At 72.4% G+C, this 14,401-nt stretch carries 14 protein-coding genes; 13 read left to right on the forward strand and 1 reads right to left on the reverse strand.

Annotation, left to right across the window (positions count from 1 at the left end; all coding sequences use genetic code 11):
• The 5 genes from AB0I79_RS46525 to AB0I79_RS46545 all read left to right on the forward strand — a co-directional run.
• Positions 1-333 (forward strand): proteasome accessory factor PafA2 family protein (locus AB0I79_RS46525; protein WP_357887808.1); only part of this gene is annotated, 333 nt, incomplete at its 5' end.
• A 163-nt stretch (positions 334-496) separates the two neighbouring features.
• Entirely contained in the window at positions 497-1,465 is a 969-nt protein-coding gene (locus AB0I79_RS46530) for an FKBP-type peptidyl-prolyl cis-trans isomerase (protein ID WP_357887811.1), read from the forward strand.
• Positions 1,466-1,633: 168 nt separating this feature from the next.
• The gene (locus AB0I79_RS46535; RefSeq protein ID WP_357887814.1) at positions 1,634-2,530 is read left to right on the forward strand and encodes an FKBP-type peptidyl-prolyl cis-trans isomerase; all 897 of its coding nucleotides are present in this window, start codon (positions 1,634-1,636) and stop codon (positions 2,528-2,530) included.
• A gap of 74 nt (positions 2,531-2,604) precedes the next feature.
• Positions 2,605-3,273, forward strand: coding sequence for a helix-turn-helix domain-containing protein (locus AB0I79_RS46540; RefSeq protein ID WP_357887817.1), 669 nt, complete (start codon positions 2,605-2,607; stop codon positions 3,271-3,273).
• Between the two features lie 16 nt (positions 3,274-3,289).
• Positions 3,290-3,784, forward strand: coding sequence for a DUF3291 domain-containing protein (locus tag AB0I79_RS46545; protein ID WP_357887820.1), 495 nt, complete (start codon positions 3,290-3,292; stop codon positions 3,782-3,784).
• On the opposite strand, the gene AB0I79_RS46550 is transcribed toward AB0I79_RS46545, so the two are convergent.
• The gene (locus AB0I79_RS46550) at positions 3,730-4,797 is read right to left on the reverse strand and encodes a DUF3866 family protein (RefSeq protein WP_357887823.1); all 1,068 of its coding nucleotides are present in this window, start codon (positions 4,795-4,797) and stop codon (positions 3,730-3,732) included. The two genes, AB0I79_RS46545 and AB0I79_RS46550, sit on opposite strands and share 55 nt — an antisense overlap.
• A 38-nt stretch (positions 4,798-4,835) precedes the next feature.
• Here AB0I79_RS46550 and AB0I79_RS46555 point away from each other — a divergent pair, with 38 nt between their 5' ends.
• From AB0I79_RS46555 to AB0I79_RS46590, 8 genes are all read left to right on the forward strand, one after another.
• Positions 4,836-5,786 carry a WYL domain-containing protein gene (locus tag AB0I79_RS46555; RefSeq protein WP_357887826.1) on the forward strand — a complete coding sequence of 317 codons (951 nt, stop codon included), beginning with the start codon at positions 4,836-4,838 and terminating at the stop codon, positions 5,784-5,786.
• A gap of 67 nt (positions 5,787-5,853) precedes the next feature.
• The gene (locus AB0I79_RS46560; RefSeq protein WP_357887829.1) at positions 5,854-6,819 is read left to right on the forward strand and encodes a WYL domain-containing protein; all 966 of its coding nucleotides are present in this window, start codon (positions 5,854-5,856) and stop codon (positions 6,817-6,819) included.
• Entirely contained in the window at positions 6,816-7,016 is a 201-nt protein-coding gene (locus AB0I79_RS46565) for a hypothetical protein (protein ID WP_357887832.1), read from the forward strand. Before AB0I79_RS46560 ends, AB0I79_RS46565 begins: the two co-directional genes overlap by 4 nt.
• A 29-nt stretch (positions 7,017-7,045) precedes the next feature.
• Positions 7,046-7,408, forward strand: coding sequence for a Sec-independent protein translocase subunit TatA (gene tatA / locus AB0I79_RS46570; protein ID WP_357887835.1), 363 nt, complete (start codon positions 7,046-7,048; stop codon positions 7,406-7,408).
• 32 nt (positions 7,409-7,440) lie between these two features.
• On the forward strand, positions 7,441-8,334 hold the full coding sequence (tatC, locus tag AB0I79_RS46575) for a twin-arginine translocase subunit TatC (RefSeq protein WP_357887838.1): 894 nt from the start codon (positions 7,441-7,443) through the stop codon (positions 8,332-8,334).
• A 40-nt stretch (positions 8,335-8,374) separates the two neighbouring features.
• Positions 8,375-9,268, forward strand: a complete 894-nt coding sequence (locus AB0I79_RS46580; RefSeq protein ID WP_357887841.1) for a YegS/Rv2252/BmrU family lipid kinase — start codon at positions 8,375-8,377, stop codon at positions 9,266-9,268.
• 122 nt (positions 9,269-9,390) lie between these two features.
• Entirely contained in the window at positions 9,391-12,114 is a 2,724-nt protein-coding gene (locus AB0I79_RS46585) for a DEAD/DEAH box helicase (RefSeq protein WP_357887844.1), read from the forward strand.
• 475 nt (positions 12,115-12,589) lie between these two features.
• Positions 12,590-14,329 carry an ABC transporter ATP-binding protein gene (locus AB0I79_RS46590; RefSeq protein ID WP_357887847.1) on the forward strand — a complete coding sequence of 580 codons (1,740 nt, stop codon included), beginning with the start codon at positions 12,590-12,592 and terminating at the stop codon, positions 14,327-14,329.
• The last annotated feature ends 72 nt before the right edge of the window (positions 14,330-14,401 follow it).

Genomic DNA, 14,401 nt, shown 5'->3' on the forward strand with positions numbered 1-14,401 from the left:
CTGCCCCTGTCGTCGCCGCGGGTGGCGCAGCTCGACCTGGCCTACCACGACGTGCACCGCAGGCGCGGCCTGTACTACCTGCTGCAGAAGCGCGGTTCGGTGGAGCGGGTGGCCTCCGACCTGAAGATCTTCGAGGCCAAGTCGGTGCCGCCGCAGACGACCAGGGCGCGGCTGCGCGGCGAGTTCATCCGCAAGGCGCAGGAGAAGCGGCGCGACTTCACCGTCGACTGGGTGCACCTGAAGCTGAACGACCAGGCGCAGCGCACGGTGCTGTGCAAGGACCCGTTCCGCAGCGTGGACGAGCGGGTGGACAAGCTGATCGCCGGCATGTGAGAGGGGACGGCGGCGGGCGCGCGGCCGGGTGGCGGCCGGGCCGCGGGTCGCCGCCGGGTCCGGCCGGGGCGGGGTAGCGCGGAACGTGGGGCTCCGTTTACCTCGGCCCTACCGGCATGTCGGGTAGTGTGGCGCGAATCTGACGTCTTTCCGAGGGAAATCCATGCGCCGCGCTCTGGCCGTACTGGCCGCCGTGCCATTGACCTTGTTCGCCGCAGCGTGCGGCTCCGACAACGGCGCCACCCCGGGCGCCACGACGAGCGCCACCGCGAGCGCCACCGCGAGCACCGCCGCCGGCGCGCCGTCGGGGGTCAAGGTCGCCGGGAACGTGGGCGCCAAGCCCACGGTGACCTTCCCCTCCGGCACGCCCGCCACGAAGTCGTCCTACGAGGTGATCCAGCCGGGCACCGGCGCCGGCGTCAAGGCCGGCGACCGCGTGATCGTCAACCTGACCGTCTACAACTGGGACGGCAAGGGCAACGCCGTCGCGGGCTCCTCCTACGACACCAAGGCGCCGGAGACGATCGCGGTCAACGAGCAGCTGCCGCAGGTGCTGCAGGAGGGCTTCACCAAGGTCAAGCACGGCGGCCGGCTGCTGGCCGTGCTGGCCAACGACTCCGCCGTCCAGCAGCAGGCGACGACGCCGGCCGAGCCGACCAAGGTGTTCGTGTTCGACGTGGTCGGCACCCAGCCGGCGGCGCTGAAGGCCGCCACCGGCAAGGAGACCGGCGAGTCGATCAAGGGCGTCAAGGTGGACAACCCCGGCGGCGAGAAGGCGCCCACGCTGACCACGAAGACGGACGAGAAGGCGCCCAAGGACCTCGTCGTCAAGACGATCATCCAGGGCACCGGCGCGAAGGCGCAGGCCAACCAGACGCTCGTGGTGCACTACACCGGCAAGATCTGGGGCAGTGACCAGCAGTTCGACTCGAGCTGGGAGCGGGGCCAGGCGGCCGAGTTCCCGCTCGCGCAGGTCATCCAGGGCTGGCAGAAGGGCCTGGCCGGGGTGCCGGTCGGCAGCCGCGTCGTGATGAGCATCCCGCCGGACCTCGGGTACGGCAGCCAGGCGCAGCAGGGCATTCCCGCCAACAGCACGCTGGTGTTCGTGGTGGACGTCCTGGGCGCCTACTGACGCGACCACGGGCCGCCCGCCGGCAAGCCGGGGGCGGCCCGCGAACCGCCCGTCAGCCGGCCGGCACCGGCATGCTGACGGGCGGCCTCCTGTCGCGGTAGCATCGCGAGCCCGGCGGCGCGCCCCCTCGCGGGCGATCCGCCGGGCCGTTGCGTGCTGGGAGGACCGATGCGCCGTGCCGCCGCGTCACTGCTGCTGGCGCCCCTGCTGCTGGCCGGATGCACGGGCGAGGCGGCCGGGGAGCTGGACCTGAGGGTGGGCGGCGCGTTCGGCGCCCGCCCGACGATCGACTTCCCCGACGGCAGGCCGGCGGCCGGGCTGCAGGTGGACGAGCTGGCCACGGGCAAGGGCGAGCGGCTCGGCGCGGACGACGTGGCGATCGTCCAGTACACCGCGCACGTGTGGGACGGCCGGGGCAACCGCCTGGTGGACTCCAGCTTCAACCGGGGCACCCCGGCGGCGTTCCCCGTCGGGGAGCTGCTGCCCGGCCTGGAGCGGGCGCTGAAGGGCCGCAGGGTGGGCAGCCGCGTGATCGCCGCGATCCCGCCGCAGGACGGGTTCGGCGCGAACCCGCCGCAGGGCGTGGCCGCCGGCGAGGAGCTGTTCTACGTCGTCGACATCCTCGGCGCGCACCCCAGGGGCGCCTCGGTCGAGTCGCAGGGCGGCACGCTGGCCGGGGTGAGGGTGGGCGGCGGCGCCAGGCCGGCGCTGGCCGTGCCCGCCGGCCCGCCGCCGGCCAGGTTCGCGGCCAAGGTGCTGGCCAGGGGAGAGGGGCCCGCGGCGCGGCCGGGGCGGCTCGTGGTCGTCCAGTACGAGGCCGCCGTCTGGAGCCGCCGCCGGGTCTTCGAGGCGACCTGGGCGAGCGGCGGGCCGAAGGCGTTCAAGCTGGGCGACGGCAGCGTGATCAGGGCCTGGGACAAGGCGCTGGCAGGCGTGCCCGCCGGCAGCCGCGTGCTGATGATCGTCCCGCCCGCCGACGGGTACGGCCGCGCCGGCAACCCGGCGTACGGGATCAAGGGCTCGGACACGCTCGTCTTCGTGGTGGACCTCATCGCCGCCTACTGAGGCAGGACGGCCCGGGGCGGCGGAGGCGGGCCGCGCCCGCACGCGTGGAGCCGAAGCTTTCGTAGACTCCCGCTGTGAGTAGCGACGACCTCGAGGCGCTGGCCCTGTTGCACGACCCCGTCCGCCGCAGCCTGTACGACGTCGTCGCCTCCCGGGGCGGCGACGTCGGCCGGGGGGAGGCCGCCGAGGCGGCGGGCGTGTCCAGGACGCTGGCCGGGCACCACCTCGACAAGCTGGTGGAGGCGGGGCTGCTGGAGAGCGGGTTCCGCCGGCAGGAGAAGAAGGGGCCGGGCAGCGGCCGGCCGGCGAAGGTCTACCGCCGGGCCAGGGGCGAGCGGTCGGTGAGCCTGCCGCCGCGCGACTACGCCGCGCTCGCCTCGGTGCTGGCCGACGTGGTGGAGGTGCTCGGCGCCGAGGAGCGGGCCGAGGAGGTGGCGCGCGGCGCGGGCGCCAGGATCGCCAGGGGCCGCCGGGGCGAGCCGGTCGAGCGGGTGCTGGGCGAGCGCGGCTACGAGCCGTACGCCGAGGGCGGGAAGGTGCGGCTGCGCAACTGCCCGTTCCACGCGCTGGCCGAGGAGCAGCCGCTGCTGGTGTGCTCCATGAACCTGGCCCTGTGCCAGGGGCTGCTGGAGGGGCTCGGCGACGATCCCGGGCGGGCGGCGCTGGATCCGCGGCCGGGGGAGTGCTGCGTCTCCCTTGAACCCTCTCTAAAGCAAACGAATATTGACATAGAAAGCGAGTGATGGTGTGCTGGCTCCCATGAACCCGCCACCCATGCATCTCGCCGAGCTCAACATCGCCCACCTGCGCGCGCCCATCGACAGTGCCGAGCTCGCCGAGTTCGTCGCCCTGCTGGAGCCCATCAACGCCGTCGCCGACACGGCACCGGGGTTCGTGTGGCGGCTCAAGGAGAGCGAGACCGACCCCACCGCCACCGTCGTGCACGACTACGGCGACCACCTGCTGATGAACTTCTCGGTGTGGGAGTCGCTGGAGACCCTGTGGAACTACGCCTACCGCAGCGAGCACCTGGCCGTGCTGCGGCGGCGCAGGGAGTGGTTCCTGCGCATGATGGAGCCGTACATGGTGCTGTGGTGGGTGCCCGCAGGGCAGATCCCCACCCTGGCGGAGGGGATGCGGCGGCTGGAACGCCTCAGGTGCGAGGGGCCCAGCCCCGAGGCGTTCACGTTCAAGGACTCCTACGACAGCAGCGAGGCCGTCAGCCTGCCCGCCGCCGCCGAGGCCAGGAAGTAGGCCAGGTCCTCCTCCAGGCCCCGGCCCATCGTCGACAGCCGCACAGGCGAGGCCTCCAGCGCCTCGCGCAGGCCGTCCACGGGGACGGGGACCAGCCGGTGCCGTACGGCCAGCAGCTCGGCCTGGTCCCTGACCCGCACCCCGAACTCGCCCGGCAGCTCAGGCACCGGCACCCGCGCGGGCGACAGCGCGACCCGGCCGTAGGCGGTCAGCGAGTGGTGCGAGACGCCGTAGTGGCGCTCGCGCCGGTCGCCCTCGCTGACCCGCAGCGCCGCCACCGGCAGCCCCCGCAGCACGCCCGCCGCGTTGACCGCCTCGCCCGCCGACACCCCTGAGAAGCCCCACCGGGTGCCCGTGCCCAGGTTCCCCGGGCCCTGCGTGACGATCGCCACCTCGGCCTCCAGCACGTGCCTGGCCGCCAGCAGGCCCGTGTGCACGGTGACCGCCTCCAGGTCACCGCCGAACGACTGGCCCACCGTCACCACGCCCGCCAGCCAGCCGGCCTCCCGCAGTTGCGCCGCCGCCATCGAGAACCAGACGGGCAGCGCGCCGCCGTCCTGCATCACGTACGCCACCCGGACGCCCTGCCTGGCGGCGTACAGGCCGCACAGGATCGGCGCCAGCGCCGAGTGCAGATCGGCCACGATCACCGGCATGCCGTCGAGCGAGTCGGACTCGCGCAATCGCTCGTGGAACGGGGAATCCTGCTCGTCGGCGCCCTGCACCGTGGCCTGCAGCGGCGTGTACCTGGCCTTCACCAGGTGGCCCGGTCCCTCGGGATCTTCCGGCAAACGGTTCGGGACGGCCACCACCATGGCGTAACCTCCCGTACCGAGACCCATCGCGAGCGCGGTCGTGTTGAGCAGCACCTCATCGCCGGGTTCCGGGCGCCCCACCAACGGTGGATACGCCAGCGCCCGGCACTCCCCCTCGGGGACGGTGACGTCCAGCTCCACCGCTCCCGGCCACTCGCGTCGGATCCGTACGACCTCGCCCTTGCGCCATCTGATCACGGGGGCAGGGTAGCGTCGATGAAGGAGGAGTGAGGCAGATGTCGCGCCGGAAGACAGAACGGTTGCTCAATCTGGTGATCTGCCTGCTCGCCACCCGGCGCCCGCTGTCGGCCGAGCAGATCCGCCAGGCCGTCCCCGGATACGACCGCGATGGCGACGAGGCGTTCCAGCGCATGTTCGAGCGGGACAAGAACGAGCTGCGCGAGATCGGCATCCCGATCGACGTCGTGCGCGACCCGTGGGAGGACGAGCCGGGCTACCGGATCGAGCGGGAGTCGTACGAGCTGCCCGAGATCACCCTGGAGCCCGACGAGGCCGCCGTGCTGGGCCTGGCCGCCCAGGTGTGGCAGCGCGCCAGCCTGGCCGAGGCCGCCTCGGGGGCGCTGCTGAAGCTGCGGGCCGGCGGCGTGGCCACCGACCAGCCCGTCGGCACGGGAGCGCTGGAGCTGCGGGTGGACACCCGCGACCCGGCCTTCCCCGCGCTGTGGGACGCCGTGCGCGACCGGCGCGTGGTCCGCTTCGACTACCGCGGTGCCGGCAGCGAGACCGTCCGCAGCCGCACCGTGGAGCCGTGGGGCGTGGTCAGCCGGCGCGGCCGCTGGTACCTGGCGGGGTACGATCGCGACAGGGACGCGCCGCGCGCCTTCCGGCTCAGCCGCATCACCGGGCAGGTCGCCACGGTCGGCAAGGCGGGCGCCGTCGAGGTGCCCGAGGGCGTCGACCTGCGGGCCATGGTGGGCTTCCCCGACGAGACGACCGACGAGCGGATCGCCGTCGTCCGCGTGCGCCAGGGGGCGTGCGAGGGGCTGCGGCAGCTCGCCAGGGCCGTGCGCCCCGGCACCGGCGGGTGGGACGAGGCCGAGCTGGCCTTCACCGACCCCGAGCGGCTGGCCGGGTGGATGGCCAGCCTCGGCGCCGACGTCGAGGTGGTCCAGCCGCCGGACGCCCGCGAGGCGGTCATCAGGCGGTTGAAGGGGGCCATGGCGTGAGGGAGCGTGGCGAGCCGGCCATCGGACGCAGCAGCGGCCCGCTCACGCGGCCGGCGAAGGAGGAGGCATGAGCGGGTCGGCTGACAGGCTGCCGAGGCTGCTGGCGCTGGTGCCGTACCTGATGTCCCACCCGGGGGCGCAGGTCGGCGAGGTGGCCGCGGTGTTCGGGCTGAGCGAGAAGCAGCTCATCGACGACCTGCAGCTCGTCTGGATGTGCGGGCTGCCCGGGCACACCCCCGGCGACCTCATCGACGTCTCCTGGGACGGCGGCGAGATCCTCATCGACAACGCCGACACCATCGCCAGGCCGCTGCGGCTCGGCATCGACGAGGCCAGCGCGCTGCTGGTCGCGCTGCGCATGCTGGCCGCCACCCCCGAGCTCGCCGAGGTGCCCGGCGACGCGCTGCCGCGCGTGACGGCCAAGCTGGAGCGGGCCGCGGGGGAGGGCGCCGCCACCGTCAGCACCCAGGTCGCCGTGGACGTCGACGCCGCCCCCGACGCGCTGCCCCGCGTGCGCGAGGGCCTGACCAGGGGCCGGCGGCTGTCGCTGCGCTACTACGTGCAGGGCCGCGACCAGGTGACGCCGCGCGAGGTGGACCCGATGCGGCTCGTGGTCGTGGACGGCCGCGCCTACCTGGAGGGCTGGTGCTACCGGGCCGAGGCGATGCGGCTGTTCCGGCTCGACCGGGTGCTCGGCGTGGACGTGCTCGACGTGCCCGCCGACCCGCCCGCCGAGGCCGAGCCGCGCGACGTCACCGCCGGCGTCTTCCGCCCCTCCCCGACCGACGAGCTGGTCGAGCTGGAGCTGAGCGCGGCCGGGCGGTGGGTGGCCGAGTACTACCCGTGCGAGCAGGTCACCGAGCTGGGCGAGGGGCGGCTGCGGGTGGCGCTGCGGGCGCGCGACGAGGACTGGATACTCAAGCTGGCGCTGCGCCTGGGCGACACCGGCCGGGTGGTCTCGCCGCCCGACATGGCCGAGACCGTGCGCCAGGAGGCCGAGCGGGCCCTGGCCCTGTACGCTCACCACTCATGACCTGGATCTTCCTGTCGGTGGGGCTGGGCGTGGCCGGGCTGGTCGTGCTCGGCATCGCGGGTGCCCGTGTCGTGGCCGCGGCACGTACTCTGAGAAGGGAAATCGCCGCGGCGCATGCGCAGCTTGAGCCGAGGCGGGCCAGATTGGCGGGCCAGGGGGGTGAGACCGCGCCCCAGGCAGCGTACGATCGTGGCTGAAACAGGCAACTCGCTAGAAAGGGCGTTTCATGCCGAACCTCGGAGTGCCCGAACTCCTGATCATCCTCCTGGCGCTCGTGCTGCTGTTCGGTGCCAAGAAGCTGCCTGACATGGCTCGCGGCATCGGCCGGTCGCTGCGGATCTTCAAGTCGGAGACCGCCAAGCTCCGCGATGACGACGACGAGCCCCAGCACACCGTGCAGCAGGCGCAGGCTCCGATGCAGGCCCAGCCCCAGCCTCAGCCCGTGCAGCCGCAGCCGATCCAGGCCGCCCCGGCGCCTGCCCCGGCCCCGGCTCCGGCGCTGTCTGCCGAGGAGCAGGCCCGCCAGCTCGAGGAGCAGGCCGCCAGGTTGCGCGCCGGCGCCGCCTCGCAGGCCGACAAGCACGCCTGATCCCCATCCCTCCTCGTCACCTGGACTGCTAGATGGCGCTGCTCAAACGGTCGAGCAATCAGGCACCCGACCCCGAGGGTCGCATGCCGCTGATGGAGCATCTGCGGGAGCTGCGCAACCGCCTGGTCATCGCGCTGGCCGCCGTGCTCGTAGGCGTCGTGGTGGGCTTCATCGTCTTCGATCCGGTGTGGGCGTTCATCAAGGAACCGTTCTGTGAGACTCCGCAGGCCGGTCAGCTCCGCCCCGGCGAGTGCACGCTCATCTTCGGCGGCATCTTCCAGTCGTTCTTCCTGACGCTGAAGGTGTCGGCGCTGGTCGGCATCGTGGTGTCCTCACCGGTCTGGCTGTACCAGATCTGGGCGTTCGTCACGCCCGCGCTCTACCGCAACGAGAAGCGGTACTCCTTCGCCTTCCTCGGGCTGGCGGTCCCGCTGTTCCTGCTCGGCACCGCGCTGGCGTACTTCATCATGGACACCAGCCTGGCGATCCTGCTGGGGTTCGCGCCGACCGACTCCGTCGCGGCCATCCAGATCGACGAGTACGTCAGCTACGTGCTCATCATGCTGGTGATCTTCGGCATCTCGTTCGAGCTGCCGCTGCTGCTGGTGTTCCTGAACATCATCGGCGTCCTGTCCCACGCCACGGTCAAGAAGCACCGCCGCACCGTCATCTTCGTCATGTTCATCTTCGGCGCGGTCATCACGCCGGGCGGAGACCCGCTGACGATGATGGCGCTGGCCATGCCGATGGTCGTGCTCTACTTCGTGGCCGAGGGCTTCATGTACCTCCGCGAGCGGCGCCTGCCGAACACGGAGAACTTCTCCCACCTGTCCGACGACGAGGCCTCGCCGCTGGCCGAGGACACCTCGCCCCTCGACGACCCCACGCCTCTCGACGAGGAGCCGCCCGCAGCGGACAAGCGTTAAGGGCATTCCGGTCGCGCGCCCCAGGCGATACATTCCGGGCGTGTCCTCCTCCCCGCAACTCGCCCTGCTCGTCAACCCCGCCGCGCGTGGCGGGCGTACGCTGCGCCTGCTCGAGCCCGTGGCGCGCCGGCTGCGTGCCGGAGGGGCCGAGCTGACGGTGATCGTCGGCGACGACGCCACCGACGCGCTGGAGCGTGCCTGCACCGCCGTGTCCGAGCGCCCCGACGCCCTGGTGGCCTTCGGTGGCGACGGCCTGGTGCACCTGGCCGTGCAGGCGGTGGCCGGCACCGACGTGCCGCTCGGCATCATCCCCGCGGGCACCGGCAACGACTTCGCCGCCGCGCTCGGCCTGCCCCGCCGCGACCTCGTGGCCGCCGCGGCCACCGTGCTGCGCATGAAGTCGCGCCGCGTCGACGCCGCCCGCATCCGCGCGGGGACGGCCGATGAGCTGTTCGCCGGGGTGGCGTGCTGCGGGTTCGACTCCCGCGTCAACGAGCGGGCCAACCGGCTCACCTGGCCGCCGGGGATGGCCCGGTACATGGTGGCCACGGCGCGGGAGCTGCGCTCGTTCCGGCCGGTCCCGTTCCGCCTCACGCTGGACGGGAACGAGGTGGTCGAGCGGGAGGCCATGCTGGTGGCGGTCGCCAACACGCGCTCGTACGGGGCGGGCATGCGGGTCTGCCCCGACGCCAGGCCCGACGACGGGCTGCTGGACGTGGTGATGATCGGGGCCGTGTCCAAGGGGGAGTTCCTGCGGGTGTTTCCCGGCGTGTACCGGGGCAGGCACGTGACGCATCCGGCCGTGTCGACGTGGCGGGTGCGCGGCGTACGGGTGGAAGCCGAGGACCTGGTCGCCTACGCCGACGGCGAACGGGTGGGGGCCGTGCCGGTGGACTGCGAGGTCCGGCCGGGAGCGCTACGCGTGATCGTGTGAGATCTACTTTGTAAAGGCGCCTGGCCGGGACGGCGCCGCGTGCGCGCGGGACGCTCACCAGGGCGGCGAGGGCCGCGACAGCCGGGACGGACCGGAATGGCGATTTCGGTAGGCTGGCGGGTATGACAACGCCAGCGGAACGCTACGCGGCCTTCCGTCACAAGCACGGGGACGACGGGGCCGCTCTGAGATCGTTCCGAGGTCTCTACGACTTCGAGCTGGACGACTTCCAGCTGGACGCCTGCCGGGCCCTGGAGGCCGGCGACGGGGTCCTGGTGGCGGCGCCCACGGGCTCGGGCAAGACGGTCGTCGGGGAGTTCGCCGTCCACCTCGCCCTGGAGCAGGGCCGCAAGTGCTTCTACACGACGCCGATCAAGGCGCTGTCCAACCAGAAGTACAACGACCTGGTCAAGCGGTACGGCACCGCCAAGGTCGGCCTGCTGACCGGCGACAACAGCGTCAACGGCGAGGCGCCCATCGTGGTCATGACGACCGAGGTGCTGCGCAACATGCTCTACGCCGGCTCGGCGACCCTGGCCGGGCTGGGGTTCGCCGTGATGGACGAGGTGCACTACCTGGCCGACCGGTTCAGGGGCGCGGTGTGGGAAGAGGTCATCATCCACCTTCCCGACTCGGTGCGGCTGGTGGCGCTGTCGGCGACGGTGAGCAACGCCGAGGAGTTCGGCGAGTGGATGGGCGAGGTGCGCGGCGACACGACGGTGATCGTCGACGAGCACCGGCCGGTGCCGCTGTGGCAGCACATGATGGTCGGCAACCGCGTCTACGACCTGTTCATGACCGACGACCTGACGCCGCGCATCAACCCGACGCTGATGCGGGTGACGCGTGACGCCGAGCGGCTGACGGCGGGGCGGGGCCGGCGGGGTTACGGCCGGCCGCAGCGCTCGCGCCCGCCGGACCGGGTGCAGGTGATCGAGAAGCTGGACGCCGAGGGGCTGCTGCCGGCGATCACGTTCATCTTCTCGCGGGCGGGCTGTGACGCGGCGGTGCAGCAGTGCCTGCACGCGGGCATCCGGCTGACCACCGACCGCGAGCGGCACGAGATCAGGCAGCTCGTGGACGAGCGCACGGCGCACCTGCCCGACGAGGACCTGGCGGTGCTGGGCTACCTGGAGTGGCGCGACTGCCTGGAGCGGGGGCTGGCGGCGCATCACGCGGGCATGCTGCCGGCGTTCAAGGAGGTCGTGGAGGAGCTGTTCACGCGCGGCCTGGTCAAGGCGGTGTTCGCCACCGAGACGCTGGCGCTGGGCATCAACATGCCGGCCCGCAGCGTGGTGATCGAGAAGCTGGACAAGTGGAACGGCGAGACCCACGCCGATCTCACGCCGGGGGAGTACACCCAGCTCACCGGCCGGGCCGGGCGGCGCGGCATCGACGTCGAGGGTCACGCGGTGGTGCTGTGGCAGCCGGGCATGGATCCGCTGTCGGTGGCGGGGCTGGCGGGCACCCGTACGTATCCGCTGCGCTCCAGCTTCCAGCCGTCGTACAACATGGCGGTCAACCTGGTCGGCCAGTTCGGCCGGGAACGCGCCAGGACGCTGCTGGAGGAGTCGTTCGCGCAGTTCCAGGCGGACCGGGCGGTCGTGGGGCTGGCCAAGCAGCTGCGCAAGCACGAGGAGGCGCTGGAGGGTTACCAGGAGGCGATGACGTGCCACCTGGGCGACTTCCCCGAGTATGCCGCGCTGCGGCGGCGGCTGTCGGACCGGGAGGCGGAGCTGTCGCGCCAGCGGGGCGCCGCGCGCCGGGCGGCGGCGGTGCGGTCGCTGGAGGCGCTGCAGCCCGGTGACGTCATCCGGGTGCCGGGCGGGCGCCGGGCGGGGCTGGCGATCGTGCTGGACCCGGGCCGCAACCCGCGCGGCACCGGGCCGAGCCCGCTGGTGCTGACGATCGGCAAGCAGATCAAGAAGCTCGACCCGGCCGACTTCCCCGTCCCGGTGGAGCCGCTGGAGAAGCTGCGCATCCCGAAGAACTTCAACGGCCGCTCGCCGAAGGAGCGTGCCAACCTCGTCTCCACGCTGCTGGCCAAGATCGGTGACCGGGATCTGGGCAAGCCGGTCAGGGCGCGTGACCACACGGTGGAGGACGACGAGGTCAACGAGCTGCGCCGGCGCATCCGTCAGCATCCGTGCCACGGCTGCGACGAGCGCGAGGATCACGCCCGCTGGGCCGAGCGGTACTACAAGCTGCTGCGGGAGACCGAGGGGCTGCGGCGCAGGGTCGAGGGGCGCTCGCACGTCATCTCGCGCACGTTCGACCGCATCTGCTCGGTGCTGGAGCAGCTCGGTTACCTCGACGGCGAGGCCGTCACCGACGAGGGGCGGCGGCTGGGCCGCCTCTACACGGAGCTGGACCTGCTGACCGCGGAGTCGCTGCGCATGGGGCTGTGGGAGGAGCTCGATCCCGCGGAGCTGGCGGCGTGCGTGTCGGCGCTGGTGTTCGAGTCGCGGGCGTCCGACGACACCCGCCGCCCGAAGATCCCCGCGGGGCGGGCCCAGGACGCGCTGTCGGCGATGATCCGGCTGTGGGGCGAGCTGGAGGGCATCGAGTCCGACCACGGGCTGTCCACGATCAGGGAGCCCGATCTGGGGTTCGCGTGGGCGGCGTTCCGGTGGACGAAGGGGCACAGCCTCGACGCGGTGCTGATGGAGGGCGTCAACGGCAACGAGCTGGCGGCCGGTGACTTCGTCCGGTGGATCAAGCAGCTCATGGACCTGCTCGGCCAGCTCGGGAACGCGGCGCCGCCCGGCAGCAAGATCAAGCAGACCGCGGTGAAGGCGATGGACGCGATGCGGCGGGGTGTGGTGGCGTACTCGTCGCTCACCTGATCCGCTTCGTCGAGGATGCTCCTGAGAACCAGTTCTCAGGAGCATCTTTTGTTCCGGTTTGACCTTCCTGTTGCCGTTTTACTTGTCGGCGGGCGGCTTTACGTCGCCGCCGACAGCGCCTTTCCGGCCGGGTTTTACCAGTCAAGACTGTTTGAAATCGGCGAATATCTGCTGATTTATCGCATTTCGGGTGCTAGCGTCCGATTTGTCAGTGTTCAGCCAACGGGGGAGGAATCATGGCGAACACGCAACTGTCTCAGGCCGGATACCAGCAAGGATGGGGCTGCCGTCGTAGGCGCCGCTGCTACCGCAGGTGGAACTGCTGCCACCGTCGCAGGTGGTGGGGGTGCTAGAGCGCCCCGTTGAGAGCCGGCGGCTCAGCCGCCGGCTCTCGTTGAGCGCCTCCGGCCGTGAGCTCGCGCCGGCGATTTCCATTCGCCGCACCTTTCGCGAATTCTGGCCGGACACCCGCGGATTGCGGAAGCTGTTCGCGGCCGGGGTGGTGTTCGCCATTCTGGCCGCGCTCTGCGAGGTGGCCGCGATCCGCCTGTTCGGGCACATCACCGACGAAGTGCTGACGACTCGGGACCTGGGGGCCTTCTGGGCGCCCGCGATCTGGTGGCTCGGGCTCGCGGCGCTCGCCGGGGTGACGTCCTTCGCGGGGGCCTACGCCACCGCGCTGGGCGCCGAACGGTTCCTGCTGGCCCTGCGCGACCGCGTGTACGCGCACGTGCAGACGCTCGCCCCCGACTTCTCCGAGAAGCGGCGGCTGGGCGACCTGATGGCCCGCCTGACGGACGACATCGAGGCCATCGAGGAACTCGTCGGGTCCGGGCTCGTGAAGCTCATCACCACGGTCGCCGGCGTGATCTTCTTCGGGGCGGCGGCCTTCTTCATCCGATGGGACCTCGCGCTGCTGACCATGGCGCTGATCCCGCTGTTCCTGGTGGTCTCGAAGGTGTTCGCGGGCAGGTTCAGGTCCGCGGCGGCGCTCGAGCGCGCCAGCAACGGCGCGATGAACAGCGTCCTGGAGGAGGGGCTGGCCAACCAGCCGCTCGTGCAGGCCTACAACCGGCAGGACGCCGAGTCCCGCCGGCTGCACGGCGAGGGCCGCGGCTGGCTGCGCGCCAACATGGCCCAGGCCTGGCTGGCTGGCCTCTACAGCCCGGTGGTCCAGGTCATCGAGACCGTCTGCCTGATCGTCATCCTCGGGTTCGGCGCGTGGGAGATCGCGGCCGGCCGGCTGACGCTCGGCGGGCTGCTCGCCTTCGCGGCCTACCTGGCCCTGCTCTACCCGGCCGTCCAGAGCCTGGGAGAGCTGGCCATGACGGTCTCGGAGGCGGCGGCCGGCTCCGACCGGGTCATCGAGATCCTGCGGACCGGACCGGCCGTGACCGACGCGCGCGACGCCGCGCCCGCGGGCCGCAGCCAGGGCCGCATCGCCTTCGAACGGGTCGGCTTCGCCTACCCGGGGCGAGGGCGGCCGGTGCTGCGGGACCTGTCGTTCACCGCCGAGCCCGGCGACGTCGTCGTCCTGGCCGGGCCCAGCGGGGCGGGCAAGTCCACCGTGGCCAAGCTGCTGCTGCGCTTCTACGACCCGGACGAGGGCCGCGTCCTGCTGGACGGCGCCGACATCCGGTGCCTGACGCGGGAGTCGCTGCGCGACAACGTGACGATCCTGCACCAGGAGACGCTGCTGTTCTCCGGCTCCGTACGCGAGAACATCGCCTACGGCCGTCCCGGCGCCTCGCTCGACGAGGTGATCAGGGCGGCGGAGGCGGCCGGGGTGCACGACTTCGTCAAGGTGCTGCCCCAGGGCTACGACACGCCGGTCGGGCAGCGGGGCCGCCTGCTGTCCGGCGGGCAGCGGCAGCGGATCGCGATCGCCAGGGCCATCCTGCGCGACACGCCGGTGCTGGTGCTCGACGAGCCCACCAGCGGGCTCGACGACGCCACGGCCGCCCAGGTGATGCGGCCGCTGCAGCGGCTCATGGCCGGGCGTACGACACTGCTCATCACGCACGACCTGCGGCACCTGCCGGACAGGGCGCGCGTGGTGGCGCTGGCGCCGGTGCCGCGGGAGGAGCGGATCCGGCTCAAGCGCGTCGGCATGCCGCCCAGGGGGCCCCGCTCGCCGGCGCCCTACCGCTCGCCGGCGCCGGGCGCCGGCGCGGCCGAGTGCGAGGAGGCGTCGGCGGCGCCCGGGCCGTCGTGACGGCGTCGTCCCGTCGATTGCGGCGCCCGTCCCACCGCGGTGGGACGGGCGCCGTTCCGTTGGGCTGGTACG

This window comes from Nonomuraea sp. NPDC050202, from assembly GCF_040656115.1.
In the GTDB taxonomy this organism is placed as follows: Bacteria; Actinomycetota; Actinomycetes; order Streptosporangiales; family Streptosporangiaceae; genus Nonomuraea.